The sequence below is a fragment of the Pseudoalteromonas sp. CST2 genome (assembly GCF_028599385.1).
Classification (GTDB): domain Bacteria; phylum Pseudomonadota; class Gammaproteobacteria; order Enterobacterales; family Alteromonadaceae; genus Pseudoalteromonas; species Pseudoalteromonas atlantica.
Genome location: NZ_JAQREO010000008.1, coordinates 160757 through 187249, shown reverse-complemented (window position 1 = coordinate 187249; position 26493 = coordinate 160757). Strand labels below are relative to the sequence as shown.

The window sequence follows — 26493 nt, the reverse complement described above, 5'->3', positions numbered from 1 at the left end:
CTACTTGCTCAACAATAGATAATTTAAAGCCTAATGTATAATCTCGCTGAGTACGCTTAACGTCTTTAGTTTTAGTGGTTTTCATAAAATAAGTCCTAAATGTGTAAACACATTTCAGGACAAGACAGTTGAAGACCCTAAATACCCTGTAGCCAACGACGCTATGGCGTAACACGTCACTTAGGTAACTCACTAAAAAAGCTCAGAATTTCCCGAGCTTTTTATAAATATTGATGAAGGGCTATGAAGGTAGATAAATTAAAGTTTACTAGTCTTTTATTTTATATTAAAGAGATCTATAAATTTAAAAGATAAACTGCTCGTTTTTTATCCCTAATACGTTATGGTATTTAAATAATAAATAACATAATAAAGTTAAGGAGCAGCCATGAATACCCCGCAATCAGATCATATCCCGCAAGAAGCCTTTGATTGGTACGACGAATACGCCCACGGTTTAATGGACCGACGTACATTTATGAAAAAACTTGGCGGTTTAGCTGCACTTGGTTTTTCAATGAGCGTACTAACCAGTGCCCTGTTACCCAATTATGCGTTTGCAGAGCAAGTATCATTTAACGATGATGATATTAAAGCCACCTACGAAGAATTTGATTCGCCAAACGGGCATGGTAAAGGCAAAGGCTACTTAGCAGTACCTAGCAAAATTGAAGGTAAACTGCCGGTTGTATTAGTTATTCACGAAAACCGTGGTTTAAACCCATATATTAAAGATGTAGCAAGGCGCTTAGCCAAAAAAGGCTTTATTGCCTTTGCACCCGACGCACTCTTTGCGCTTGGTGGCTACCCGGGCAATGACGATGAAGGCCGCGCCATGCAAAAAACCATGGACAGAGCTAAAATTCAAAACGATTTTGTAGCTGGGGCTAACTTTTTAAAAAATCATTCGAATAGTAACGGCAAACTGGGAGCTGTAGGCTTTTGTTTTGGTGGTTACATTGTTAATTACTTAGCGGCAGTTGAGAGTGACTTACTGAGCGCGGGCGTGCCTTTTTATGGCACACCTGCCAGTGAGTCACTGCACAAAAATATAAAAGCGCCTTTAATGATTCAATTAGGTGAGCTTGATAAACGCGTTAACGCTACATGGCCTGATTATGAAAAAAGCTTAAAAGCTAACAATGTTGAGTACATTATGCACATGTACGAAGGCGCTAATCATGGTTTTCATAACGACTCTACTGGGCGTTATGATGAGCAAAAAGCAGAACTTGCTTGGCAGCGTACCTTAGCGTTTTTTAATGAAAAACTAAGTTAATAATAAGGTAATGCCACCAGCTTAAAATGGGTGGCATTTTTTAAGTTAATTTAGCTCTGTAATGTGTAAAAGCTCACCAGATGGTCCCCATAAATAAATCACTTGACCCCACGGCTCTTGTTTTATCCCTTCAAAGCGAATATCAAAGTGAGTTAACTTACTAATGGTGTTAAAGGCTTCGTTTATGTTTAATACGCACACTTGCAGCATTAAATTTTCAGCAAATTCTAGGTTGTAGTAACGATTAATACCAATCGACTTAAATATTTAATCATTCTAGCGTGCTAAATAGAGCGCTAACAGCGTTATAAATTTCTTATGTAGAACAACTACATGTCGATATCTATGCCTTGTTATCACGCTATTTATCTGTCGCTATAAATGCCTAATAACTTAACACGATTGGTATAAAAACAAACTACATTCACCTGATGTTGCTATGCTTAAATCAGCTGATGCAGGCTCAATAGTAAAGCCAAGCGCCTGATAAAAGTCGCACGATTGCTGATAATTTTTACACGGCACAAACACTCTAATATCATCAACTTGCATTATCAGTCCTTCATTAGCCAAGCACGCTTTTATCAATAATCCCTTTTGCAATAAGGGCTTTTAAAATACCGGCGCTTTTTTCTCTAAAGGCATCGCGAAGTAAGCGCACCGCCGGAGTGATTGACTGCCTACTTGGGCACACCAACCAAAGCTCTGTAGGCGTGGGTTTAAAGTTTGGCATAACACTTATGACATTACCGGCAAGTAATTCATTTGACATATCTAAGCACGATTTAACCGCCAGCCCCTTGCCCGACACACACCAGCGCCTTACTAAATCGCCATCGTTAGCCGCATGGCCACCGTGCAATTTTACTTTAAACTCTTCGCTGGCATCGCTAAATACCCATACATCTTTAATTATATCTTGCAGTTGATAAAACAGCCCTTTATGTTCTGTTAAATCATGTGGATGAGCAGGCGTGCCATGTGTATCAAGGTAGCTTTGTGCTGCGCATAAAATACGCGGTACGTCGCAAATTTTAAAACCGTACATGCTGGCATCGTTAGGTTTACCATAACGCAGTGCAATGTCGACCGAGTCACGATAAAAGTCGATATTACTGTCGCTTATATTGGCGCGCAAGCTGAGCTGAGTGTGGGTTTGCATGAACTCGTCAAGCCAGGGGATCACAATGTTGCGCCCTAAATCAGAAGAAAGCGCAATACGCAGCTCACCATCAATTATATCGTCATCGCTTTTAAGTGTATTTTTGGCTTGTTCAAGCATTGCCATTGCTTGTTGGCATTGCGGAATGTAACGCTCGCCGGCTGCAGAAAGCCTTAAATGGCGAGTGGTGCGTATAAATAGTTCAAAACCTAAACCCTGCTCTACCCTTTTAACAGCAGCACTTGCTGTGGCGGTGCGCATATCTAAATTTGATGCTGCAGCAGTAATACTTTTAAACTCTGCCACTTTTAAAATTACCTGTAAGTCTTCTAAAAGCATTGTGTATTAATCCATTATCAACTTAATAATTTAATTATTATTTTTGGCAAAATTAAGCGCTTTAGGTTTGCTTACAGTGTATTGAGCAATCAAAAAGTGATTTATTGTCTATTTATATTTAACAATGCTTATCTATTGCGCGGTTTATCAATATAAAGGCAAATATTACACTGTACCCAACAGCTAGTCACTAACCACTATTTATTAAATTAGGACAATCTTTAAGGCGTTTATTAGTAAACCCAGCTTTTGGCAGTAATAGTATGTTTAAAAAGAAAATTTGTTTAAAGCAATCGCTCGCTTTATCAATTAACTAATATTATTTGATAAAGATTCAATCATTACCCTGTTTATTGCATAAAAATTCTCACCTATTATTCACCTCAACGCAAGCGAAGTCATTTAGGCTATTTAAATCGCTTTACTCTATTTTTTAGCATAACGGGTATCACAGTATGAAACGATTAAAAACCACTTTAGCAATAGCAACCCTGTCATTAGCCGCAAGTGCTTTTTCAAGCGCCTATGCAGCAGACGTTGGCCCCCTTGAAACGGTGACTACTTTTAATAAATATCGCGGCGCAGGTATAACTATAACACCTGCAGGGCGAATGATTGTAAGCATGCACCCGCTTGATGCACCAAAAACGCGAGTAGTTGAAATTATGGCAAACGGTGCTCAACAACCTTTCCCTAACGAAGATTGGGCTGACGGCCCCGAGCTTGGCAAAGTAGGCCTTGCAGCCGTAATTGGCGTGCATAGCGACAGCAAAGGTGTGGTGTGGATTTTAGACATGGGCAGCGAGCAAGTAGCCCCAAAACTTATAGCCTGGGACAGCGTTGCCAATACCTTAGTTAATACCATTGAATTAAATAAAGACGCTGTACTTGATAACTCGTTTTTACAAGACTTTGTTATTGATGAACGTAACGACAAAATTTACATTGCCGATATGTCTTTTGGTAACTTTATGGGCGCCACTAAACCTGCGTTTATTGTTGTTGATTTAAAAACCGGCGAATCAACGCGTGTACTTGAGGGCAATGCTAAGCTAATGCCAGAGGAGCGCGATATTGTCATCGAAGCCTCTCCTGTTGCATCTAAATCAGCAAAAGGTGAAACAACAAACCTACGTTTTGGTTTAAACCCAATTACTATTGATGATAAAAATGAATGGGTATACTTTGGCGCATTTACAGGCACAAGTGTTTACCGTATTCCGGCAAAAACGCTCGCTGATAGCACGTATTCAGATGCTAAAAAAGCAAAAAGCATTGAAGTGTTTGGCCCTAAAAACCCAAGCGATGGCATGACCTACGCGCCAGGTGGCGGTATTTTAGTAACCGACCTTGAAAACAATGCCATTGGCTTAACGACTAAAGGCCACTACGAAATAATTGTGCAAGACAAACGATTATCATGGCCTGATAGCCTAGCAGTGAGCAATGGTTGGATTTATGTAACACAAGATCAGCTCCACCAGCACCCTGCATTTAGCCAAGGCTTTGGTAATGCAAAACCACCTTACGTATTAACGCGTTTTCGCTTTAATCAAAAATAATTAATTATTTTTATAAGCCAGCCATACCCGCTGGCTTTTTAGGAGTTAAGTTATGCTACTCGACACCCCTATTTGTGACTTTGGCTGGCAAGCGCCCAACTTTACGTTAAAAACCCCGCAAGGCGAGCCTTTTACCTTAGCCGACAACCTAGGCGAAAACGCCTTGTTAATCGTGTTTATTTGTAACCATTGCCCTTATGTGCAACGTATTGCGAGGCGCTTAAGCGAAGATACCGCGTTATTAATAAACGAAGGTATAAATGTGTTAGCTATTATGTCGAACGACTATAAAAGCGTCCCTGCTGACTCCCCAGCTAATATGGAAAAATTTGCTAAGCAGCACGGCTTTTTGTTTCCCTACCTTGTTGATGAAAACCAACGCGTAGGCAAACAGTATGGCGCGGTTTGCACGCCTGATTTTTTTGGTTTCAATAAACATGGGGCACTGCAATACCGTGGCCGCTTAGACGATGCAAAAATGAATAACGATGCACATCGCACTCCTGAGTTAGTTAATGCCATGCGCCAAATTGCGGCCACAGGCAAAGGTCCTGAGCAGCAAACACCCAGCATGGGCTGCTCTATAAAATGGAGTCATTCATTATGAGTACAGTACATTTAAAATTGGGCGTAACCGATTTATCGTTTCACCATGTTACGGCCTCTTTAGTGAGCCATGTTTTAACTGATATGGGCTTTAACGTTGAGCGTATTTATGCACCGCATCAAGATAACTTTAAAAACCTTAAATCTGGTGAAGTAGATTTACTCGCCTCAGCATGGCTGCCTTCAAGCCACGGTGTTTATAAAGCCGATGTTGAACAAGTTATGCCACTCGTTGAGCTTGGCTTACATTATGAGCCTTATGCACACTGGGGCGTACCAGATTACGTACCGCAAAGTGCAGTAAACGAAATTAGTGATTTGCTAAAGCCAGATGTGCTTTCAAAAATGCAAAAAACAATTCAGGGCATTAATGCCGGTGCTGGTATTACCCGTTTTTCTATTAATATGATGAAAGAATATGGGCTGACGAGCGCAGGGTATGAGTTTTTAACCGGCACAGAGCATGACTGTTTTAGCGCGTTTGAAAACGCCGTCGCCACCCAAACCTGGTGCGTAGTGCCGTTATGGAAGCCACAATTTTTGCATTACAAGCACACAATACGAGAGCTTAAAGAACCACAAGGATTACTAGGCGTTGTTGATAGAGCTGTTTTACTCCTACGTGAAGATAAACAAGCGCTGTTTAACCAAGCACAGTTAAACACCCTTGATAAATTACGCTTTTCAAATGAGATCATTGCCGAGCTTGACTATAAAGTATGCAAAAACTTACAACCCCTCGATGACGTAACGCGTAATTGGCTTAATAACAATCCAATTAAATAGTAATTTGTGCTTTGTTTTTTTTAAAAAGGCTCAATATAGACACTACTTGGCTAAAATAGCCACTTAACGGAGATAACCATGACCCATCCAATTATTAATGATTTAGAAAAACGTTATACAACTAAACGCTACACAACCAAGCGTATTCCTCAAGATGATCTAGATGTAATTTACGAAGCTATGCGTCTTTCTCCTTCATCTATTAACTCACAGCCGTGGAAATTTATTGTTATTGAATCAGACGAAGCTAAAGAGCGTATGCACTCTACGTTTGCTAATAAATTTCAATTTAATCAGCCGCATATTAAAACTGCATCGCACGTTATTTTATTTGCTTACAACCCTAAATATAAACGTGATGACTACGCACAAGTCATTGATGCAGACATTAAAAATGGCCGTACTCAAAGTGAAAACCGCGAACAAGCATTTGGTGCGTTTGCTTTTGTTGATATGAATACCGATGAGCAAGGCAACAATGCAATGTGGACCAAAGCGCAAACTTACATTGCCCTGGGCAACACAATGCATGCCGCAGCACGCTTAGGCGTTGATTCAACACCTATGGAAGGTGTAGATGCACAGCTTATTGGTGAAGTGTTTGAACAAGAGCTCGATGGCTATATTTGTGATGTAGCGTTGGTACTTGGCTACCACGATGACACTGAAGATTATAACGCTAAGTTACCTAAATCTCGCTTAGCAAAAGAGCAAGTTATAGAGGTTTTATAAAAACCTATTAAAAAAGCTTAGCGCTAATGAGTGCTAAGCTTTTATATTCATTTTATTTTTTAGCAATAGCTTGCAGTACCGACGCTAAACCCGTGTGGTATGTGCCTTCAAACACTTCTCGCTTTAATTCTTCTAAATGTACAAAGCTAAGCTCGGCTAAGTCATCTTGTAAATCGCTTTTTGAGGTTTTAGTATCGACACTTGGGCCGCCTCCGGTATTATAATTTACTTGCTCAGGCGTATAGGCCTCAAGTAAAAACACCCCACCTGGCTTTAAACCTTTAACAGCGCGCTTATATACCGCTGAACGCACGGCACTTGGTAAAGGGCAATAAATAGACACTACTGCATCCCATTTTTCTTTTCCAAAATCAAACTTCGCTAAATCGGCGTGTACAAGCTCAATGTTTACGTTGTGCTCTTTGGCAAGCTTTGCCGCTTTTTCAAGCCCTACTTTTGAGCCATCAACCGCGGTAACGCTGTAACCCATTTTTGCTAAAAATACCGCATTTCGCCCCTCACCTTCGGCTAAGCTAATAACATTGCCTTTAGGTAATTGCTTATAGTGCTCTGCTAAAAAATCATTTGGCTGTTTGCCATAAGCATATTGCTGAGTGTTATACCTTTCATCCCACATAATAGCTCCTGGTATTATTTTTCGTATTCATAGGCATTGAATACGGCTGTTTAATAATTCCACTAATAATATGTAGTGTAAATAGGTAACTAATTTTTTAATGTTGTTAATATACTACTCAGCCATGCTCACGCACACTGCTAAGTACAAGATTAAAAGGGGGATTTTCAGAGCTAAATAAAAAAGCCAGTGACGAGGTCACCGGCCAAAAGAAGGCAATACGAAGGGAGTCGTACTGGCTGTTAAAACTTTTTCAGTATTCGCTATCTTAATAACGGCACATGAGATTCTAATGCCTGATAGTTCATCCATTGGTTTAATTGCTCAGGCCAGGTAATGCTTGGCTCACAATATAAACCGCGTAATATAGAAAAATAAATAGCGCTATCAAGCAAGCTTAATGACGTTTTACCATTATTAATATTGAGCTGTTTTTCGGTGCCAATTAAAAATTCATTTACTTGTAAAACTATCTCAGGAGTTGATGCTATTAGGTTTACAAAGTTAAGCTCTGTCGATTGCTTGTTATCTTCCCACGCTATACGGCTAGATTCTGTTTTAAACTCTTTTAAATCAAGTAATGGCCAGCGCGGCAAACCAATTTGCAATAAAGGCGCAAACGAGCCACCTTGCCACTCAATAGCCCCTTGCGTTGGCTTGTTTGATTCGCTAGAACCAGCAAGTTCAATAAACAGGCTAATAATTTCGTTACTTTCACTCATAACAGTGCCGTCATCCATTTCAAAAATAGGTACCATTTTTTTACCAATTAGTTTTGTTGGTGTTTCAGTGTCGTCGTAATCAAGTACAACGTCATCAAGCTTAATGCCTAATTTGCCTGCTACATATTTAACACGCGCACAAAAAGGACAATGAGAGTAACTGTATAGTTTCATAATTAATTAAAGCCTAAAGCGGGTTAAGTACCTATGCCCGTAAGATACCCAAATAGTCAGCGCAGAAAAACCGCATTTAGGTTGAAACTTTATCTTGTAAAAATTGATAATCACGCTTTAATACCAGTCCGCATAATTAAGTGATCTATTTTGAGGATGGATAAACGTGTTGATAGCAAGGCAAAAAATTCGCTATTTAGTCGTTCTAAATGAGAATTTTTTAACGCAGATAGCGACACGTTTAGCCCCTGAAAATGATTAAGCGTTAATGCGGATTGGTATAAGTAGTAAATAAAATAAAAAAACACGCCATAAAGGCGTGCTTAATTTACACATTATAGTTAGCGCCCTATTACGCCCTCAGCTAAAGGTTTAAATCTAAATATGTAATAGGGTGCTTTATTTTGAGCATTGCCGTTATTAAGTTGTGCCGAAAGCGGCAATTGTGCAGCGCCGGTGTACATGTAACCCTCAGGTCCAATGCTTACACCATCTGGCCAAATCATGTTTTTATCGTACGTGTAATCACGGTACGTACGTGTTTTGGCGTCAATAACGCCCACAGTACGCTCACCCACTATGGTTAAATATAAATTATCATCAGCATCAATACTTAAACCACCGTTTACTGGTTTTTGTGCGTATTGCTCTACACGTTCGCCTAGTTGTTTATCGGTTAATTGCTCGTTAGCAATATCGGCCATTTTTATACGGTAAACATACTTTTTATTAAGCGGAGCAAAGTAAAGCCATTGCTGCGCGTTATCAAGCACAATGCCATCAGCACCAATAAAGGCATTAAGTTGCTTTTGGTTATCAGTCCCTTCATCAATCATTATTGGCATTGTGTAATCGGGTAATGCACTTTCGTGACCTTGCAATACTCGCCGGCTCTTACCTGTTTTAGTATTAACGATAATAAGGGCGGCTTGCTTGCCATTTCCGCCATCCGTAATACCTTCATCAGCGATCACCAATGTATTGTATTTGCTCGATATAGCTAAATCATTAAGTTGAGATTGAGCAACCGATATAGGGCTAGGTAAGTAAATAATTTTATTAAGCTTATTGTTTAGCGCATCCCATGCTATCAGCTTTGGCGTAATACGCGGCTGCGCCTGGCCTGAGTCGAGTATCCATACATTACCTCTGTCATCAGCCCTTACCCCTAATACCCAATTTAAATAGTTAGCGGGATTTTTTAAGCTGCCATCACTTTTATAAGGAGTTTGCATTTGCGCATTAGGAAATGGCACCACATCACCATTTTTTAAAAGCTCCCCCACTTTTACTTTTGGGTTATAAAAAGGGTGATAACTAAAAATAAAGCGCTTGTTTTGTGTATACGTAATACCGCCCACAGCACCGTCGGTTTGTGCGTAAACCTCAGCGGGTACCGTGTCATTTGCAAAAGCTGAGGCACTTATTAGCAAGGCTATAGCGCTTAGCCCTAATTTAGATTTATTTAAAAACATAATTTGCCCTACTTTTGCTTAATGTAATTAGCTGTGCCGTCTATCCAGTCTTGTCGAGCTGGGGTAAAAAAATCAATATCTACCGTATCTTGGGTAAAGTGAAATTCGTGCGGTACATTGGCCGGAATCACCATCATGTCACCCGCTTTCATAAGGTATTGTTTACCGCCAGAAAACACTTTAGCCTCGCCTGACATGATCCACGTTACTTGTTCATTAGGGTGTTTATGAAGCGGCACTTTGCCACCTTTTTTAGCCACCCATTTTACAAACGTAGATTGCGTACCATGAAAATATTGGCGTGTTAAATATGGGCCCATTTGCTCTTTGGGCTGGCTGTCGAGATTAAGTAAAAAAGGGGCGTTAGTAATGTGCTGATTATAACTATCCATTATGCCCATTTGGGGTGCAGGCGTTATTTGCTGTTCAAGTTTACTTTGCGCTGCCCATACGCCACTGCTTGTTAAAGCAGTTGCTAATAAAAGCGTGTTAATTTTCATAGTTTCACCTAAATAATAAACTGTGTGCGGCTGCACTGACTATTTAGGTAAAGTTTACAGGCTGAGGATTTTTGAAAAAGCCGCCTAGGCAAGAAATATTTTCAAATAAAAACGAGCAATTAATTACTTATTACAAAATAAAAACCCAGCAATAAAGCTGGGTTTTACTGAGATAATGCTTAAAAAACCTTAACTGACCTTTAATTCTTGCATTTGTATGTAATGTACTAAGTCTTCAATCGTTACCACTGTCATGCTGTGTTTATTAGCATAATCACTTACCTGTGGTAAACGCGCCATGGTGCCATCAGGATTAGTGAGTTCACAAATAACCCCAAACGGTTTTAAACCAGCCAGCTGCATTAAATCAACAGATGCCTCGGTGTGGCCGCGGCGAACTAAAACCCCACCTGTTTGTGCTTTTAAGCCAAATACATGGCCTGGGCGCGATAAATCACTGGGTTTGGCGTTATCGGCTGTGGCGGCTTTAATCGTTGTTACTCGATCGGCTGCCGATACGCCGGTTGTAACACCGTGTTTAGCCTCTATTGTGACTGTGTAGGCTGTATTATTTTGGCTGGTGTTGTGAGTTACCATTTGCGGTAGCTCGAGCTGCTTAATACGCTCATCGCCCATACACAGGCACACAATACCGCTGCCTTCGCGGATCATTTCCGCCATTTGTTGGGTGGTTAAATGCTCGGCAGAAAAAACAAAATCACCTTCGTTTTCGCGGTTCTCGTCATCAACAACAAGTACGCCTTGGCCTTGCTGCAAAGCAGCAATGGCATTTTCTAAACGGGTATGGCTTTCGCCAAATTGGCTAAGTAAAGACTGAATCATTATTATATTCCACATAAAAATAAATAGATTCAGGACACTGAAAGGCATGGCAAAACACACAAACTAAATTGCGCACTTTTTGCCACTAAACAGCTTATACCAATCCGCTTAATTAAGTGATTTATTTTGAGGTTGGAAAAACGTGTCGCTCAAAATGATTAAGTATTATTGCGAATTGGTATTAAACACGCAGCCACAGGCCACGTGTTTGCATACGCTACAAGCTATATTCTCTTTCATCCGGACTATAACCGTCGGCTCTGGCATCTCACCAGATCTGCTTGACCTTTATTTAATACATTAAAAAACGATTATTAAATAAAGCGCTCGCGGGCTCGTTTATTCAAAAACTAATGAGTAAAACATACCGCCGGTGGGGAATTTCACCCCGCCCTGAGAATGTACCGTGAACTTATCTGTTCACGGCCTGCGCATTATACGCGTGTATTTATATGTTATTCAAAATAAACGTTAAGTAAGTTCAGTGTTTAGTGAGGCATTGAGTACTTTACCTTGGTTAATATCGGCCGTGAGTGAGCATTTTGCGCCATTAACTAAGTTTAAATTTGGCTGCATATGGCCAATATCAGCATCTATTATTACCGGGAATAAACACCCACCCAATGCCACCTCTAGCGCATGGCGGTAATCAAATGCATCGTGATGACTTTGTGTTATTTCGCTGCGCCCTAAAATAAGGCCGTTAATATCATCAAATACACCGGCAAGTTTGAGCGACAGTAAAAATCGTGCCACGGTGGTAGGCGTAAGCTCTGAATTTTCTAGGTATAAAATTAGCCCTTCGTTCGCACTGTGTTTTTTAAAGTCGTGCAATGCTAAAAATGGCGAATCCAGCAATAATCCTACCGTATCAAGGCAGCCGCCAAATAAGCGCCCAGACATCTCTATTGTGCGCTCATCGGTGTAATTTAGGCACTGCCACTGGGTAGGCTCGCTTGGCGCTAGCAGCTCATCTGGGTTTTGTGCGTAATTGGGTTTATTTTTTTGATAATAAGCAGAAGGCCCTTGCTCAAATTTACTTCCCGACTCGTAGGTAATGGTTTCAAAAATTTGTAAGCTGTAGGGGTTTGTTTCATCTGGGTGAAGCTGCATTAGGTTGGCACTATGAAGTGTTGCCCATTGGCACTTAGCCGTAAGTGCACAAGCAATTGTGCTCACATCAGAAAAACCCACCAGCCATTTAGGTTTGGCCTCTTTTATGGCGTTAAAATCCAGTAGTGGCAAAATTTCCATTGCCAGCTCTCCGCCCATTGGCGGCATAATGGCGGCAACCTCATCGTCTAGCAAAAAGCCCATTAATTGCTTGGCATGCGCTTTTGCATCTAATTCATCGCGGGGTTTATTTTGGCGTAAAAACTCCCCTTCTACTACCTCGTAACCACGGTGTTTTAAACCATCAATCACTCTATCTAATCGTGCATGGTATTTTTCTTTTAAGCCCGCCGAAAGCGAGCAAATAGCAATTTTAGAGCCTACTTTTAAAGGCGCTGGATAAAGTATATTAGCCATGAATGTTCCTTTTAATAAAGTGATTCCACTGTGTAAAAGCCGTTATGCATTTACACATTACCTATATGAATGTACCTATATCAACACGCACACTCTTTATGCAATATGAATAAGCGTAGAGTGTGTTTAGCATTTATGCAGTCACCATTTTATTTATAAATTTTTTAACGGGTAATGGCACGCGCTTTTTTAGCAATCCAATTATGCCAATCCGTTTAACTCAGCTGTCTATTTTGAGGAGGGTGTTATATATGGGGTTTATGAGGATAAGTTGGCATTAGCTAGTTTTTAGGTATAAAAAAACCGATGCAATTGCATCGGTTTTTGCTTGTACATTACTGTGAGCTAAATATTAAAGATACTCAACGTCAATGATTTCGTACTCAACGTCGCCTTTAGGCGTTTTAATGGTCACAGCATCATCTGTTTGTTTACCAATTAAACCGCGCGCAATCGGTGAGTTAACAGAAATTAAGTTATTTTTAATATCTGCTTCGTCATCACCCACAATACGGTAGGTTACTTCGGCATCTGTTTCTACATTTACAATAGTGACAGTAGTACCAAAAATAACTTTACCTGTATTAGGCATTTTAGTTACGTCAATAATTTGCACATTTGAAAGCTTAGCTTCAATTTCTTGAATACGGCCTTCACAAAAACCCTGTTGCTCACGCGCAGCGTGGTATTCAGCGTTTTCTTTTAAGTCACCATGTTCACGTGCAATCGCAATATCATTTACGATTTTAGGACGGGTAACTGTTTTTAATTCGTTAAGCTCTTCGCGCAGTAACTCTGCGCCACGAACTGTCATCGGAATTGATTGCATACTTTTCTCACTTAACACCAAGGCCTAGTGGCCTTGGTACATTTCCTTAGTTCAATCGCTGGTGTAGCTCTTGAACTGACGTCACTTTACTACGGTCGTCCGCTTGGTTAGCAGTACAGTTAGCAAATGCCGCGTTCAAGGTTGTCGTGTAGTTGGTTTTGTTTTGCAATGCACCACGACGCAACACCTTCGAATCTTCGATCGCTTGGCGACCTTCGGTGGTATTTACGATATAGCTGTACTCTTTATTCTTGATGTTATCAAGAATATGCGGGCGGCCTTCATATACTTTGTTTACACGGCGTACTTCAATACCGGCCTCTTTTAAAGCCTCTGCTGTGCCACCTGTTGCATCAATTTCAAAACCAAGGTCTGTCATGGTTTTAGCAAGTTCTACAACACGAGACTTATCGCTGTTACGTACAGATAGTAACGCGCGACCACCGCGTGGTAAAGTGTTGCTTGCACCTAATTGTGCTTTTGCGAACGCTTCGGCGAAAGTATCGCCAACACCCATCACTTCACCTGTAGAGCGCATCTCTGGGCCACGGATAGGATCCACACCTTGGAACTTAGCAAACGGTAAAACAACTTCTTTAACGCTGTAATACGGTGGAATTACTTCTTTAGTAATGCCTTGGCTTGCTAAAGACTGACCCGCCATACAACGCGCGGCTACTTTTGCAAGTGCAATACCGGTCGCTTTAGATACAAACGGTACAGTACGCGCCGCACGTGGATTCACTTCAATTAAGTACACTTTGCCATCTTTTACAGCAAATTGTGTATTCATTAAGCCCACTACGCCAAGCTCAAGTGCCATATCGGTTACTTGTTTACGCATAACATCTTGCACTTCTTGTGATAAAGAGTGTGCAGGTAATGAACATGCTGAGTCACCCGAGTGAACACCCGCTTGCTCAATGTGCTCCATGATACCGCCAATAATTACTTGCTCGCCGTCACAAATTGCATCAACGTCCACTTCGATTGCATTATCTAAGAAGTGATCAAGTAGTACTGGCGCTTCATTTGAAGCTTGTACCGCTTCGGTCATGTAACGACGTAAGTCTTGCTCATCGTAAACAATTTCCATTGCACGGCCACCCAGTACGTACGATGGACGCACAACCAGTGGGAAGCCAATTTCACCTGATTTAAGTAATGCTTCTTCAGTTGATGTAACTGTAGCGTTTTCTGGTTGTAGTAAATCAAGACGCTCTACTAACTGTTGGAAACGCTCACGGTCTTCTGCGCGGTCAATCGCATCTGGTGAAGTACCAATTACTGGCACACCATTCGCTTCAAGTTCACGTGCTAGTTTAAGTGGTGTTTGGCCACCGTACTGTACAATCACACCTTTTGGTTTTTCAACACGTACAATTTCTAATACGTCTTCAAGTGTAATTGGTTCAAAGAATAGACGGTCAGAGGTATCGTAATCGGTAGAAACCGTTTCAGGGTTACAGTTAACCATGATGGTCTCATAGCCGTCTTCGCGTAGCGCAAGGGCTGCGTGCACACAACAGTAGTCAAACTCAATGCCTTGGCCGATACGGTTAGGACCGCCGCCAATAACCATGATTTTGTCTTTGTCTGACGGGTTCGCTTCACACTCTTCATCGTACGTTGAGTACATGTAAGCTGTGTCTGAGCTAAATTCAGCAGCACAGGTATCAACACGCTTGTACACAGGTACAATGTTTAACTGATGACGCTTTTTGCGAATTTCGGCTTCAGATACACCAGCAATTTCAGCAATACGTGGGTCGGCGAAGCCTTTACGCTTAAGTTTACGTAAAAACTCGGCATTTAAGCCGGCCATGCCACCTTCAGCAATTTTAGCTTCGTCTTTTAAAATGTCTTCTATTTGTACTAAGTACCAAGGATCAACTTTGGTAAGTTCAAATACCTCTTCTACGCTCATACCGTGGCGCATTGCATCGGCAATGTACCAAATACGCTCAGCGCCTGGCTCGCGTAGTTCACGGATGATTTTTTCGCGCGCTTTCGGGTCATCAAGTGCCACAATTGGGTTAAAGCCCGTTGCGCCTACTTCAAGACCGCGTAATGCTTTGTGTAACGATTCTTGCTGGTTACGACCAATCGCCATTACTTCGCCCACTGATTTCATTTGCGTTGTTAAGCGGTCGTTCGAGCCGGCAAATTTTTCAAAGTTAAAGCGAGGAATTTTTGTTACTACGTAGTCGATTGATGGCTCAAATGACGCCGGTGTTTTGCCACCTGTAATGTCGTTTTGAAGTTCATCTAACGTGTAACCTATTGCTAACTTAGCGGCAATTTTAGCAATTGGGAAACCCGTTGCTTTAGATGCCAGTGCTGATGAGCGAGATACACGTGGGTTCATCTCAATGATAACCATACGGCCATCATCAGGGTTTACACCAAACTGTACGTTTGAACCACCGGTTTCAACACCAATTTCACGCAGTACCGCCATAGAGGCATTACGCATTAATTGATATTCTTTGTCGGTTAGCGTTTGTGCTGGTGCAACGGTGATTGAATCACCAGTGTGTACACCCATTGGGTCAAAGTTTTCGATAGAACATACAATGATACAGTTGTCTTTTTTGTCGCGAACAACTTCCATTTCATATTCTTTCCAGCCAATCAGTGATTCATCAATCAGCAACTCACTTGTTGGTGATAAATCTAGGCCGCGCTCACAGATTTCGTTAAATTCTTCCATGTTGTAAGCCACACCGCCACCAGTGCCACCCATAGTGAAAGAAGGACGAATAATACACGGAAAACCAATACGTGTTAGCGTATCGTGTGCTTCATCCATAGAGTGAGCAATTTCAGCACGTGGACATTCAAGGCCAATGTTTTTCATGGCTACGTCAAAGCGTTCACGGTTCTCTGCTTTGTCGATTGCATCGGCGGTTGCGCCAATTAGCTCAACGCCGTGTTTAGCCAGTACACCGTGCTTATCTAAATCAAGTGCACAGTTTAATGCAGTTTGACCACCCATTGTTGGTAGTACTGCATCTGGCTTTTCTTTTTCAATAATTTTTTCTACCACTTCCCAATGAATAGGCTCGATGTACGTTGCATCGGCCATTTCCGGGTCAGTCATGATAGTCGCTGGGTTTGAGTTAACTAATATAACTCTAAAGCCTTCTTCTCTAAGTGCTTTACACGCTTGAGCACCAGAGTAATCAAATTCACAAGCTTGACCAATTACAATTGGGCCTGCGCCTAAGATAAGAATGCTTTTTAAATCGGTACGTTTTGGCATTATTACTCCAGTTAAATTAGTTATTACGCGCTTGCATCAGGTCGATGAAGTGGTCAAATAATGGGGCAGCATCGTGCGGGCCAGGGCTTGCTTCTGGGTGACCTTGGAAGCTAAACGCTGGCTTATCAGTACGATGAATACCTTGTAGTGTTCCATCAAATAACGATTTGTGCGTGGCACGTAAGTTACTTGGTAGTGTGTCTTCATCGGCAGCAAAACCGTGGTTTTGTGCAGTGATCATTACTACATCGCGGTCTAAGTCTTTTACTGGGTGGTTACCACCGTGGTGGCCAAATTTCATTTTTACTGTTTTAGCACCTGAGGCCAGTGCTAATAATTGATGCCCTAAACAAATACCAAAAATTGGTGTGTCGGTTTCTAAAAAGGTTTTAATTGCATCAATAGCGTAAGTACATGGCTCTGGATCGCCAGGACCATTAGATAAGAAGATACCATCTGGGTTTAAAGCAAGTACATCGGCGGCTGAGGTTTGCGCTGGTACAACGGTTAATTTACAACCGCGATCAACTAGCATACGTAAAATATTACGTTTAACACCGAAGTCGTAGGCTACTACATGAAACTTTTCATCATCGCTGCTAAGGGTTTTAAATCCTTGGCCTAATGTCCAGCTTGATTCGCGCCACTCAAAATTTTCCTTGGTTGAGACAACTTTTGCTAAATCCATACCTTTTAAACCTGGGAAGGTTTGCGCGGCTTGTAACGCTTTGTTTTCGTCTAACTCGTCACCGGCAATAATACAGCCGTTTTGTGCGCCTTTGTCGCGCAAAATACGGGTAAGCTTTCTGGTGTCGATGTCCGCAATACCTAAAATATTACGTTGTTTTAAGTAATCATCTAACGATTGCTCGTTACGAAAGTTACTTGCTAGCAGTGGCAAATCACGGATCACTAGGCCTTTAGCCCAAATTTGATTCGCTTCTTCGTCTTCGCTGTTGGTACCCGTATTGCCGATATGTGGGTACGTCAAAGTTACGATTTGTTCCGCGTATGATGGATCAGTCAAAATTTCTTGATAACCAGTCATAGACGTATTGAATACTACTTCACCGACTGACATGCCGTCAGCGCCGATTGCAGTACCGCGAAACACTGTGCCGTCTTCTAGGACTAACAGAGCGGATTTAGTCAAGTTAAACCTCCTAACAGTAAAAAACGGGAGTAAGCAAATGCTTAACACCCCGCCAATACCCAGAGGGATCGTCAAAACCAGATTTTTTTGTGAGCTTAAATTGTTTTACGCAGTCTTAAATGATGCCGATATAAAACGCTAAACCTTCAATCATTTTTCTTGCCTAAAACTCTTTTCATTCCCACTGAAACCCCTGGTTTTACTAGCCACTTGGGTATAATTGGAAACACGCATTTAGTAATTTTTGGCAAATTGGCTGCATTCTACATGAAGATGCTATTTAGGTCTAACGTTATTTAGATAAATACTACAAATAAGTCGCTTTAGGCAAAAATAGACCCAAACAGCTAAAAAAGTAACTAAACTACTTCAGATCTAGCACATCTTGCATATCATAAAGTCCTGCTGGTTTATTTTGTAACCACTGCGCAGCCCTTATAGCTCCTAATGCAAAGGTCATTCGCGAACTTGCTTTGTGGGTTAATTCAAGCCTTTCGCCCATAGTTGCGAAATAGGCGGTGTGTTCACCTACTATGTCCCCGCCTCTTAGTACTGAATAGCCAATTTCATTTTGTGATTTTGCGGTTTCTACTCGGCTGCGGTCGTATACCGCTACTTCATCGTGATCCCACCCTTTAGCCTGTGCAATAGATTCACCAATGGCTAATGCTGTGCCCGAGGGCGCATCTATTTTATGACGATGATGCGCTTCAAAAACTTCTATATCTAGGTCGTCACCAAATTTAGTGGCCGCTGTTTGCACTAGGTTAAGTAGCACATTAACGCCAACGCTGTAGTTACGCGCAAACACAATAGGAATATGTTTAGCAGCATTTTCTAATAATGCCATGTCTTCGCTAGTTAAACCTGTGGTGCCTATAACCATAGGCAGTTTTTTATCGAGCGCTGTTTTTAAGTGATTGCGCATACCTGCTGGTAACGTGAAATCGATAAGTACATCAACATCAGCAACCTTGCTCTCGTCGCTAAAGCTAATGGATTTGTCGGCTGCACTGTTTACTTGATTTACATTAATACCCAATAACGATGAGCTGCTGCGAACATACGCACCACCAAGTTGTGTTTGCTCTTTAATTGTCGCGGCTTCTAATAGGGCTAAGCCCATTCTGCCGTTAGCACCAAAAACACCTATTCGATTCATTGTTATTGCCTTAATCTGATTTAGTTGGATCTGTTGTTGCGTGCCCTGACTAATTTGCCGCCCTAAACTTGCTTTGAGCAATTATTAGCCGCATATAATCGCACACCGGTAGATATTATCTAAAAGTCGTGCAATAGTCAGGTAAGCCCTTAATTAAATAATAATAACAATACCAGTTTACTTTAGCCATCTATACATTTAAACTTCTCTTTCGCGTCGATTTGGTCTTTGGCTTGCGGGCGCTGTGGTCATCTACTTTTTTATTAAAGAGTGATCTACTAAATTCAGCTAAAAGAGGTGTTTTGGCTGTGGTTATACTAACTGGTTATGAGGAATACAATGCAGCCAACATTTAATAAAAACAAAGCAATTCTATCTTTGCTTCCCCTTCTTACCTTTGTAGCCCTTTTTTTAGGCTCAGGTTTATATTTACAATCGCAAGGGGTTGATTACGCTTTTTACCAGCTCCCAGCGCCGGTTGCTATACTACCCGCTATTATGCTTGCCTTTATTTTAAACAAAGGCACTGTAAACCAATGTGTTGAAACCTTTATTAAAGGCGCAGGACACAACAACATTATTACCATGTGTTTAATTTACTTACTTGCCGGTGCATTTTCGGCAGTAGCAAGTGCCACCGGTGGTGTGGATGCGGTTGTAAACGCTGGCTTGTCACTTATTCCCCCGTCGCTGTTATTACCTGGGCTATTTTTAATTGCTGCGGTTGTCTCTACTGCAATGGGTACATCAATGGGTACCATTGGTGCTATAGGGCCAATCGCCTATGCGGTATCCGTTAAAACAGGCATCGACCCTGCACTAATGGCCGGTACTATAGTATCGGGCGCAATGTTTGGTGATAACCTTTCTATTATTTCAGACACAACCATTGCGGCAACGCGTACGCAAGGCTGTGAAATGAAAGACAAGTTTAAAGAAAACTTAAAAATAGCGGTTCCTGCTGCCGTATTAACCATTGCTTTGCTGCTTTATTTAACACCTGCTCCACAAGCAGTAGAAACTAAAGATTTTGATTTATTATTAGTGCTGCCTTATGCCTTTATTTTAGTATTGGCTGTTGCCGGTATGAACGTGTTTGTGGTGCTATTTAGCGGTATTGTATTTGCTGCGCTAATGGGCTTTACCGGCAGCTACGAAGGCGCAAGCTTTGTAAAAGATATTTACAAAGGTTTTACCGATATGCAGGAAATATTTTTACTTTCTATGTTTATTGGTGGCTTATCTGAATTTATTCGTATTAACGGTGGCCTTGATTTTCTGGCACAAAAAATTCAAGCCATTACAAAAGTGATTGCCAAGTGGCACCGCAAAGTAGCTGATCAGCTTGGTATAGCTGCATTGGTATTAACCAGCAACGTGTGTATAGCCAATAACACGGTATCCATTATTGTTGCAGGCCCTATTGCTAAAAAACTTGCTGATGATGGCGAAATAAGTGGTAAACGCTCTGCAAGTTTACTCGATATTTTTGCTTGTGTTACGCAAGGCTCACTGCCCTATGGTGCTCAAGCATTACTGTTAGGTGCTACGTTTAAAATTAGCCCGTGGGAAGTGTCAACGTCATCTTACTACTGCTTTATCTTAGCCTTTACTGCCATTGCCGTTATTTGTTTGCGCCGCAATAAAGCCTAAATTTCGTGCAAAACCTTATGTTGCAGCTTAATAAATAAGCTGCAACATATGTTAAAATAATAATCTACAAATCAATACCTTGTGCTATAATGCGCGCTTTCGCGTGTCACTAAAATTATAGTTAAATACAGATTATGAAATTTAAAAAAATACTTCCCCTCGTTACCCTTACGTCAATCGCTTTATCATCTTCTGCCCTTGCTGCTAATTGGAGCAGTACCGCATTACATGTTAATAATGGCGACCAAAAAAACCCATTTACCAAGCAAGAATCAGACACTACTGTTTACTCGCTGCAACATGCATCGGGCTATGATTACGGTGATAACTTTTTCTTTATTGATTACAGCAAAGACGATACAACCGACGGCTACCAAGATAGCGACTTTTACGGCGAATGGTATTCAACGCTAAGCTTATCGGCTATTAGCGGTGAGAAAATTGGCGCTGGTGCATTATTAGATGTAGGCCTTACTGGCGGAATTAACGTTGCCGGCGATGCCAAAATGATGAAATACCTACCGGGTGTTAAATTAAGCTGGGATGTACCTGGGTTCAACTTTTTTCAAACACTTGTCACTGCCTATATTGATGACAGTGAAGGCGTAGCCAAAGGCGGTGCCCCTATTGAAACTAACAGCTGGATGTTTGATGTAGCCTTTGAATACCCGTTTACCCTAGGCTCGCAAAAATTTAGCTTTAAAGGACACGCTGAGTACATTGCAGAGCGCGAAGATGAGTTTGGTAACGACGTAGAAGCGTGGGTACTTGCACAGCCTATTTTAGTATGGGATATGGGCCACGCGTTAGAAATGAAAGAAAACACCCTATTACTGGGTATGGAACTGCAATACTGGCATAACAAGCTAGGCACTGAGGTCACTGAATCGGTTCCACAAATACACGTTGAGTGGACTTTTTAAGCCCAGACAGTGTAAAACAGAGTCAACATTACTTTTAAACGGAGCACTTAAACAGTGCTCTTTTTTTTGCCATGAAAACTATTTAATTGAACAGCCTTTAATACTTAGTTATTGTCTTACTTTAATTAAAGCCGTGTGCTTGCCTTTAATAGGAGTAAGGAAATGCCAGCGATTAAAGTTATTTGTTTGTCTGCATTATTAGCCTTTACTAATAATGCATTTGCCAGTAGTACAGAACCCTCTAAAACCCTCTCTTACGATGCACTTTTAACAAATTACCAGTATGATTTTAAAGTAAATTATTTTTATATTGCTTCACAAAAGCAATCGCTAAAAATGGCGTATATTTATTTAAAACCCACACAAAAAAATATGCCAACAGTGACGCTAATGCACGGTAAAAACTTTAATGCCGACTACTGGAGCCCCACAGCCCGTTACTTACAGTCGCTTGGGTTTGGGGTGCTGATACCCGATCAAATTGGTTTTGGTAAGTCTTCAAAGCCCACTAACTATCAATATTCATTTGCGGCGCTTGCGCATCATACACATGCATTAATGGACTCGCTAAATCTTGAAAAGTCGATTGTTGTTGGCCACTCTATGGGGGGAATGCTAGCGAGCCGTTTTGCATTAATGTACCCAGATACAACCACTAAACTGATTTTGCTTAATCCAATAGGGCTTGAAAACTACTTACACTATGTAAAATACAAAGACACCAACTTTTTTTATAAAAATGAGCTTAACAAAACGCCCGAAGGTGTTAAAAAGTACCAGCAAAAAAACTATTACGATGGTCAATGGAATACCCAGTATTCAGCATTAACCGACTTTATTACAGGGCAAATACAAGGCCCAGATAAAGAGCAAATTGCTTGGGTTAACGCTAAAACCTACGATATGATTTTTACCCAACCGGTGATCACTGAATTTAAAGACTTAACGGTGCCCGTTAAATTAATTATTGGTACGCGTGACAGAACAGGCCCTGGCCGAAACTGGAAAAAAGACGGGATAGATTATCAGCTGGGGCGTTACGACAAATTAGGAAAACACGCTGCTGCGCTCATTCCTGATGCGCAACTGTTTGAGCTTGATAATTTAGGGCATTTACCGCAAGTAGAAGATTTTGAGCGATTTAAGGCAGTGTTTAAACAAGCACTAAGTGAGTAATAGCTTGATACTTAATAAAATAAAGCCCCTGTAAGTAAACCGCTTACAGGGGCTTTTTATATAAAAACTAATTTACAGCGTACATTGCGGGTTTTTACCCTGCGATTTAGCCGTACTTTGCTCGCTAAGAGCTTCGCTCATTTGTGCTTGTAAATTATTAATTCGATTGCTCGGTGCAGGGTGAGTAGATAAAAACTCAGGTGTGCTACCACTGCCTGCTGCGCTCATATTTTGCCAAAGCGTGACCGACTCTTGTGGGTTAAAGCCAGCTTGCGCCATTAAATCTAAGCCAATGGTATCGGCCTCTGATTCGTGTGAACGACTAAACGGTAAAACTACGCCGTACTGCGCCCCTAAACCTAAACCCTGCATAATTTCGTTGCGGTATTGTACGTTGCCCATTTCAAGCGCAGCGCTGCCTAATTGCATACCGGTATCTAAAATTGAGCTTTGCGATACACGCTCATTTGAATGCTCTGCTATAACGTGGCCCACTTCGTGCCCTAGTACGGTTGCAAGCTGATCTTGATTGGTGGCTATTTTTAATAACCCCGTATGAACACCGATGTAGCCGCCAGGTAATGCAAAGGCATTTGCCGACTCATCTTCAAATACCACGACTTCCCAGTTTTGTGAGGCGTATTCTTTTGGTAAAACAGCCACGACCTTTTCAGCAATACAATTTACATACGCATTGGTTTTTGCATCTTTATTGATTGGCTGTGATTCCTTCATTTGAGCAAAACTTGCGGTGCCCATTTCACTCATTTGTTGCTCTGAATACAGCGCAATTTGAGTACGCCCCGTAGGCGATGTTTTACAGCCGGCTAAAACTGCAGTTGCGAGTAAGGCAAGGGCTAGCTTTTTCATGGTGTTTCCTTCAAGTCTTTAATTTTTATTAGTTGTAGAATAGCAAACACAGTGCCAGTTTAGAATCTTTGCTCCTTATTACGCCGCTTTTTATTTTTAATAAATAAATGACCTTGCCAGACAAACTAAGTTTATACCCTTGCATAGCCCTGTTACACTATAAGCCTTGTTTTTAGTGAATGTTGAGTGACTACATGGACGCCTCGGCCTCGTCTTTTAATACCCGAATTTTGTTACCCTTGTTAGCCAGTATTGTTGCTATTACGCCGCTGGCTATAGACATGTACTTACCGGCCATGTTGGTTATTGCGAACGATTTACAAACCACTATGCCAAATGTACAAATTTCGCTAAGTATTTATTTGGCTGGCTACTCGCTAGGCATGTTATTTTTTGGCCCTATTGCCGATCAACTCGGACGACGAAAACTAGCCCGTATTGGCTTAACCTTATTTGGTGCAAGCTCATTTGCGCTAGCTTTTACCACCGAAATACACACCTTTTGGGTACTTAGAGCCGTGCAAGCATTCACCGGCGCGGCAGCTACGGTGGTTGTGCCTGGCGTAATTAGGCATATTTATCAAAAAAACACCGCTAAGGGCATGTCGTATGTATCTATGATTATGATGGTAGCGCCCTTAGTTGCCCCCTCTGTGGGGTCGTTTATTTTAGGGTTTTCGGTATGGTCAACCATATTTTTGGTTCTTGCTGCCTATAGCTTTTTAATTTTAGCGTTTGTACAAGTGTATTTAATTGATATCCCTATTCATAAAAATGAGAAAAAAGGCCTAGCCTTGTTTTTCGACAGCTATAAAACGGTACTTAGTAATAAAGATGCACGTGCAGACATATTAAGCTCTATGTTTGTCTCGTTTGGCTTTTTTTGCTTTTTAACCTCAGTGCCTTTTGTATACTTAGATTTATATAATGTATCTGAGCAATTATTTGGTATTTTATTCGCATTTAATGTCATGGCACTTATGTGTGGTAACTTTTTAAATACCCGAATTGTACCAAGAATTGGCTCTCGAAAAATGCTGTACATAGGGCTTGTATGTGGCTTTGCCTCTGGGCTGGCACTGCTTACGTTTAGCTTGTTGCAGCTTTCTTTATATTACATTGTAGCGGCCATTGCGCCTTTAATGATGAGCCTAGGGGTAACGGCGAGTAATGCTGATTCATTAATATTAATGAAGTTTGAAAAAAACACCGGTACCGCCACCGCTGTTATTGGGACGCTGCGCTTTGGCAGTGGCGCGCTCGTTGGCCCTTTGCTTGCGGTAGTGCATGCAAAAAGTGCAGTGCCGTTTTCAAGCTTAATGTTTAGCGCCGTGCTATTAACTATGCTGGTGCAGTTAATCCACTATAAAATAGACAAAAAAAATGCCTCATAATGAGGCATTTTTTATAAACAGTGACTAATTAAGCGTCTGCTGCTTTAGATACCATAACCATTGCAGGGCGTAATAAACGACCATTTAATGTGTATCCTTTTTGCATTACTGCAAGTACCGTGTTTGGTGAAACATCGTTACTTGGTTGGATAGACATTGCTTGGTGGAATTCTGGATTGAATTGCTCACCCTGTGGGTTAACAATTTCAACGCCAAACTTTGCAACCGCATCGTTAAAGCTTTTAACTGTCATATCAATACCTTCAAGCAATGGCTTTAGGGTTTCGTTTTCTTTATCAGAAAACTCAATAGCGCGCTCTAGGTTATCGATTACTGGAAGTAATTCGTTAGCAAACTTTTCCAGTGCAAATTTATGTGCTTTTTCTACATCTTGTGCAGCACGACGACGAATGTTATCTACATCTGCGGCGGCGCGTACAACGCTGTCTTTTTGATCCGCAATGGTTTGCTTAGCGGCTTCAAGCTCTGCGTATAGCATTGCAATTTCAGCTTCAGGGCTTTGCTCTTGGTCTGCTTCGTGTTGCTCTGCGGCTTCTACTGCTGCTTCAACATCAGCTTCCATTTGAGCTACTTCTTCGTTTAGTTCTACTTCTTGCTCTGGGTTTTGTGTCTGCTCAGACATAAAATACGTGCTCCAATTCTTTACAACTGCGGTAATTATGGGGATTGAATAAAAAGATTCAAGAGTTAGATGGCTCTAATAATTTAAATTCTTGGATTAATTGTTCAATTTGTGCCGATTTAGGGCAAATTACGCAAAAACGGCTTTGATACTCTTGATTTTGAAAGTACGGCACACTAATTACTATCAGCTCATTGCACTCTGTAAACGGTAGGTTTTCAGTGTTTAAAACTGATACACCGTTTTTGAATGCGAGTTTATCTTCGACAAAATTTAAAAATGAAACGCCAATATTTAAGCTTTGTTCGCAATCGACCTTTTTATATAAATAGTTTTCGCCTACTACAATACTGTTATCTGATCCAAGCTTATGACTAAGCTGGCGCGTCCACTGTGTCAGTGAGTCATGGCAATTACGCGGTGCGGTGTTTGCCATTGCTTGCATTCTGTACAAACCTTCCATTAAGGTTTGTTGGCTAAATACTGTGTTTAACCAAGTTGCAAATTGATAACGCACGGCATCTGAGGAATCATCAGGTTTGTTGATACAAATATTGTGGCTTTGCCCTGCTCTATCTATTAGCAGTACAAGCCAATCGTTAGAATCAAACTCAAGCACTTCTACTCTAAACACTTGTTGTGAGCTTGCTTGGGGTAAGCCTACACAACAACATACTTGGTACTTTTTACTTAACCCATGGGCCAGCTCCACAAGTTGTGCTTGTTGTGGCTGCCAGTAATTAGCTATTTCAGCTAACGGAAAAAACTCATCAAACCAATAATCAAACCCTTGGTTTGTAGGCACACGCCCTGCCGATGTATGAGGGGAATATAACAAGCCTACTTTTTCAAGTCGCGCCATAGCATTTCGTACCGTGGCAGAACAAACCGCCATGCCTTTTTGCTTCGCTATTTTTGTTGATGGAACGGGTAACCCTTCACCATTACAATAAAGGCTCATCACTGCTGAAAAAATTTGTTGATCTCGCGGGTTTATATTCATGTTATCTACATCTTGTTGCATGAAAGAGATATCGGGGCAGTTAAAACAAATTCAAGCCTAAAGCACGCTTTAAGT

25 protein-coding genes and 1 riboswitch are annotated in these 26493 nt (G+C 41.2%); of the genes, 9 read left to right on the top strand and 16 right to left on the bottom strand.

All coding sequences use genetic code 11. From position 1 onward, the window contains the following. Window positions 1-388: 388 nt before the first annotated feature. Window positions 389-1279, top strand: a complete 891-nt coding sequence (locus PSH41_RS12490) for a dienelactone hydrolase family protein (RefSeq protein WP_273589082.1) — start codon at window positions 389-391, stop codon at window positions 1277-1279. Between the two features lie 45 nt (window positions 1280-1324). Here the strand turns inward: PSH41_RS12490 and PSH41_RS12485 are convergent, their stop codons facing one another. The 3 genes from PSH41_RS12485 to PSH41_RS12475 all read right to left on the bottom strand — a co-directional run bounded on the left by PSH41_RS12485 (window position 1325) and on the right by PSH41_RS12475 (window position 2780). Beyond that, window positions 1325-1489: a hypothetical protein gene (locus PSH41_RS12485; protein WP_240452915.1), complete on the bottom strand. Its 165-nt coding sequence runs from the start codon at window positions 1487-1489 to the stop codon at window positions 1325-1327. 183 nt (window positions 1490-1672) lie between these two features. After that, window positions 1673-1831 carry a hypothetical protein gene (locus PSH41_RS12480; RefSeq protein WP_004589679.1) on the bottom strand — a complete coding sequence of 53 codons (159 nt, stop codon included), beginning with the start codon at window positions 1829-1831 and terminating at the stop codon, window positions 1673-1675. Between the two features lie 13 nt (window positions 1832-1844). Continuing rightward, complete coding sequence (locus PSH41_RS12475) at window positions 1845-2780, bottom strand: LysR family transcriptional regulator (protein ID WP_273589083.1); 936 nt, start codon at window positions 2778-2780, stop codon at window positions 1845-1847. Between the two features lie 455 nt (window positions 2781-3235). Here PSH41_RS12475 and PSH41_RS12470 point away from each other — a divergent pair, with 455 nt between their 5' ends. The 4 genes from PSH41_RS12470 to PSH41_RS12455 all read left to right on the top strand — a co-directional run bounded on the left by PSH41_RS12470 (window position 3236) and on the right by PSH41_RS12455 (window position 6466). Further along, a complete protein-coding gene (locus PSH41_RS12470) occupies window positions 3236-4342 on the top strand; it encodes an L-dopachrome tautomerase-related protein (RefSeq protein ID WP_138725021.1) in 1107 nt (368 codons plus the stop codon). A 52-nt stretch (window positions 4343-4394) separates the two neighbouring features. Beyond that, window positions 4395-4949, top strand: coding sequence for a thioredoxin family protein (locus tag PSH41_RS12465; RefSeq protein ID WP_273589084.1), 555 nt, complete (start codon window positions 4395-4397; stop codon window positions 4947-4949). Continuing rightward, window positions 4946-5734, top strand: coding sequence for a glycine betaine ABC transporter substrate-binding protein (locus tag PSH41_RS12460; RefSeq protein WP_273589085.1), 789 nt, complete (start codon window positions 4946-4948; stop codon window positions 5732-5734). Before PSH41_RS12465 ends, PSH41_RS12460 begins: the two co-directional genes overlap by 4 nt. 78 nt (window positions 5735-5812) lie before the next feature. Next, entirely contained in the window at window positions 5813-6466 is a 654-nt protein-coding gene (locus tag PSH41_RS12455) for a nitroreductase family protein (protein WP_273589086.1), read from the top strand. A gap of 52 nt (window positions 6467-6518) precedes the next feature. Here PSH41_RS12455 and PSH41_RS12450 read toward each other — a convergent pair whose 3' ends face one another. The 10 genes from PSH41_RS12450 to dapB form a co-directional block, all read right to left on the bottom strand. Further along, window positions 6519-7103: a class I SAM-dependent methyltransferase gene (locus PSH41_RS12450; protein ID WP_138578699.1), complete on the bottom strand. Its 585-nt coding sequence runs from the start codon at window positions 7101-7103 to the stop codon at window positions 6519-6521. Between the two features lie 263 nt (window positions 7104-7366). Beyond that, the gene (gene grxB / locus PSH41_RS12445) at window positions 7367-7999 is read right to left on the bottom strand and encodes a glutaredoxin 2 (RefSeq protein WP_273589087.1); all 633 of its coding nucleotides are present in this window, start codon (window positions 7997-7999) and stop codon (window positions 7367-7369) included. Window positions 8000-8340: 341 nt separating this feature from the next. After that, window positions 8341-9474: an L-dopachrome tautomerase-related protein gene (locus tag PSH41_RS12440; protein WP_273589088.1), complete on the bottom strand. Its 1134-nt coding sequence runs from the start codon at window positions 9472-9474 to the stop codon at window positions 8341-8343. A gap of 8 nt (window positions 9475-9482) precedes the next feature. Further along, a complete protein-coding gene (locus tag PSH41_RS12435) occupies window positions 9483-9974 on the bottom strand; it encodes a cupin domain-containing protein (RefSeq protein ID WP_273589089.1) in 492 nt (163 codons plus the stop codon). A gap of 189 nt (window positions 9975-10163) precedes the next feature. Beyond that, window positions 10164-10817 carry a 3,4-dihydroxy-2-butanone-4-phosphate synthase gene (gene ribB, locus PSH41_RS12430; RefSeq protein ID WP_273589090.1) on the bottom strand — a complete coding sequence of 218 codons (654 nt, stop codon included), beginning with the start codon at window positions 10815-10817 and terminating at the stop codon, window positions 10164-10166. Window positions 10818-11041: 224 nt separating this feature from the next. Next, window positions 11042-11222: riboswitch (FMN riboswitch) on the bottom strand. Between the two features lie 66 nt (window positions 11223-11288). Further along, window positions 11289-12347: a S66 family peptidase gene (locus PSH41_RS12425; protein ID WP_273589091.1), complete on the bottom strand. Its 1059-nt coding sequence runs from the start codon at window positions 12345-12347 to the stop codon at window positions 11289-11291. Between the two features lie 352 nt (window positions 12348-12699). Beyond that, window positions 12700-13176: a transcription elongation factor GreA gene (gene greA, locus PSH41_RS12420; protein WP_004588092.1), complete on the bottom strand. Its 477-nt coding sequence runs from the start codon at window positions 13174-13176 to the stop codon at window positions 12700-12702. 46 nt (window positions 13177-13222) lie between these two features. Then, entirely contained in the window at window positions 13223-16441 is a 3219-nt protein-coding gene (gene carB, locus PSH41_RS12415; protein WP_248450822.1) for a carbamoyl-phosphate synthase large subunit, read from the bottom strand. A 16-nt stretch (window positions 16442-16457) separates the two neighbouring features. Beyond that, window positions 16458-17594 carry a glutamine-hydrolyzing carbamoyl-phosphate synthase small subunit gene (gene carA, locus PSH41_RS12410; protein WP_004588094.1) on the bottom strand — a complete coding sequence of 379 codons (1137 nt, stop codon included), beginning with the start codon at window positions 17592-17594 and terminating at the stop codon, window positions 16458-16460. 364 nt (window positions 17595-17958) lie between these two features. Further along, entirely contained in the window at window positions 17959-18756 is a 798-nt protein-coding gene (gene dapB, locus PSH41_RS12405) for a 4-hydroxy-tetrahydrodipicolinate reductase (protein ID WP_273589092.1), read from the bottom strand. A gap of 339 nt (window positions 18757-19095) precedes the next feature. On the opposite strand from dapB, the gene PSH41_RS12400 reads away from it, so the two are divergent. The 3 genes from PSH41_RS12400 (at window position 19096) to PSH41_RS12390 (ending at window position 22508) form a co-directional block, all read left to right on the top strand. Next, window positions 19096-20409: a Na+/H+ antiporter NhaC family protein gene (locus PSH41_RS12400; protein ID WP_004588096.1), complete on the top strand. Its 1314-nt coding sequence runs from the start codon at window positions 19096-19098 to the stop codon at window positions 20407-20409. Between the two features lie 134 nt (window positions 20410-20543). Beyond that, entirely contained in the window at window positions 20544-21332 is a 789-nt protein-coding gene (locus PSH41_RS12395; protein ID WP_273589093.1) for a nucleoside-binding protein, read from the top strand. 162 nt (window positions 21333-21494) lie between these two features. Continuing rightward, on the top strand, window positions 21495-22508 hold the full coding sequence (locus tag PSH41_RS12390; RefSeq protein WP_273589094.1) for an alpha/beta fold hydrolase: 1014 nt from the start codon (window positions 21495-21497) through the stop codon (window positions 22506-22508). 72 nt (window positions 22509-22580) lie between these two features. On the opposite strand, the gene PSH41_RS12385 is transcribed toward PSH41_RS12390, so the two are convergent. Further along, the gene (locus PSH41_RS12385) at window positions 22581-23378 is read right to left on the bottom strand and encodes a M48 family metallopeptidase (RefSeq protein WP_024033379.1); all 798 of its coding nucleotides are present in this window, start codon (window positions 23376-23378) and stop codon (window positions 22581-22583) included. Window positions 23379-23572: 194 nt separating this feature from the next. Between PSH41_RS12385 and PSH41_RS12380 the strand changes: the two genes are divergently transcribed. Next, window positions 23573-24772 (top strand): Bcr/CflA family multidrug efflux MFS transporter, encoded by a 1200-nt coding sequence (locus PSH41_RS12380; protein ID WP_024033378.1) that lies wholly within the window; start codon window positions 23573-23575, stop codon window positions 24770-24772. 28 nt (window positions 24773-24800) lie between these two features. Here the strand turns inward: PSH41_RS12380 and grpE are convergent, their stop codons facing one another. Together grpE and PSH41_RS12370 are read right to left on the bottom strand one after the other, a co-directional pair. Next, window positions 24801-25415: a nucleotide exchange factor GrpE gene (grpE, locus tag PSH41_RS12375; protein WP_024033377.1), complete on the bottom strand. Its 615-nt coding sequence runs from the start codon at window positions 25413-25415 to the stop codon at window positions 24801-24803. Between the two features lie 58 nt (window positions 25416-25473). Further along, window positions 25474-26439 carry an HrcA family transcriptional regulator gene (locus tag PSH41_RS12370; RefSeq protein WP_054983110.1) on the bottom strand — a complete coding sequence of 322 codons (966 nt, stop codon included), beginning with the start codon at window positions 26437-26439 and terminating at the stop codon, window positions 25474-25476. Window positions 26440-26493: the final 54 nt, after the last annotated feature.

Coding starts and splice junctions, on each gene's coding strand:
- PSH41_RS12470 (WP_138725021.1), top strand. CDS start 3,236: ATGAAACGATTAAAAACCACTTTAGCAATAGCAACCCTGTCATTAGCC.
- PSH41_RS12455 (WP_273589086.1), top strand. CDS start 5,813: ATGACCCATCCAATTATTAATGATTTAGAAAAACGTTATACAACTAAA.
- PSH41_RS12480 (WP_004589679.1), bottom strand. CDS start 1,831: ATGCAAGTTGATGATATTAGAGTGTTTGTGCCGTGTAAAAATTATCAG.
- ribB (WP_273589090.1), bottom strand. CDS start 10,817: ATGATTCAGTCTTTACTTAGCCAATTTGGCGAAAGCCATACCCGTTTA.
- PSH41_RS12475 (WP_273589083.1), bottom strand. CDS start 2,780: ATGCTTTTAGAAGACTTACAGGTAATTTTAAAAGTGGCAGAGTTTAAA.
- PSH41_RS12425 (WP_273589091.1), bottom strand. CDS start 12,347: ATGGCTAATATACTTTATCCAGCGCCTTTAAAAGTAGGCTCTAAAATT.
- grpE (WP_024033377.1), bottom strand. CDS start 25,415: ATGTCTGAGCAGACACAAAACCCAGAGCAAGAAGTAGAACTAAACGAA.
- PSH41_RS12490 (WP_273589082.1), top strand. CDS start 389: ATGAATACCCCGCAATCAGATCATATCCCGCAAGAAGCCTTTGATTGG.
- grxB (WP_273589087.1), bottom strand. CDS start 7,999: ATGAAACTATACAGTTACTCTCATTGTCCTTTTTGTGCGCGTGTTAAA.
- PSH41_RS12465 (WP_273589084.1), top strand. CDS start 4,395: ATGCTACTCGACACCCCTATTTGTGACTTTGGCTGGCAAGCGCCCAAC.
- PSH41_RS12380 (WP_024033378.1), top strand. CDS start 23,573: ATGGACGCCTCGGCCTCGTCTTTTAATACCCGAATTTTGTTACCCTTG.
- PSH41_RS12450 (WP_138578699.1), bottom strand. CDS start 7,103: ATGTGGGATGAAAGGTATAACACTCAGCAATATGCTTATGGCAAACAG.
- carB (WP_248450822.1), bottom strand. CDS start 16,441: ATGCCAAAACGTACCGATTTAAAAAGCATTCTTATCTTAGGCGCAGGC.
- dapB (WP_273589092.1), bottom strand. CDS start 18,756: ATGAATCGAATAGGTGTTTTTGGTGCTAACGGCAGAATGGGCTTAGCC.
- greA (WP_004588092.1), bottom strand. CDS start 13,176: ATGCAATCAATTCCGATGACAGTTCGTGGCGCAGAGTTACTGCGCGAA.
- PSH41_RS12485 (WP_240452915.1), bottom strand. CDS start 1,489: ATGCTGCAAGTGTGCGTATTAAACATAAACGAAGCCTTTAACACCATT.
- PSH41_RS12385 (WP_024033379.1), bottom strand. CDS start 23,378: ATGAAAAAGCTAGCCCTTGCCTTACTCGCAACTGCAGTTTTAGCCGGC.
- PSH41_RS12460 (WP_273589085.1), top strand. CDS start 4,946: ATGAGTACAGTACATTTAAAATTGGGCGTAACCGATTTATCGTTTCAC.
- PSH41_RS12435 (WP_273589089.1), bottom strand. CDS start 9,974: ATGAAAATTAACACGCTTTTATTAGCAACTGCTTTAACAAGCAGTGGC.
- PSH41_RS12440 (WP_273589088.1), bottom strand. CDS start 9,474: ATGTTTTTAAATAAATCTAAATTAGGGCTAAGCGCTATAGCCTTGCTA.
- PSH41_RS12370 (WP_054983110.1), bottom strand. CDS start 26,439: ATGCAACAAGATGTAGATAACATGAATATAAACCCGCGAGATCAACAA.
- PSH41_RS12390 (WP_273589094.1), top strand. CDS start 21,495: ATGCCAGCGATTAAAGTTATTTGTTTGTCTGCATTATTAGCCTTTACT.
- PSH41_RS12400 (WP_004588096.1), top strand. CDS start 19,096: ATGCAGCCAACATTTAATAAAAACAAAGCAATTCTATCTTTGCTTCCC.
- PSH41_RS12395 (WP_273589093.1), top strand. CDS start 20,544: ATGAAATTTAAAAAAATACTTCCCCTCGTTACCCTTACGTCAATCGCT.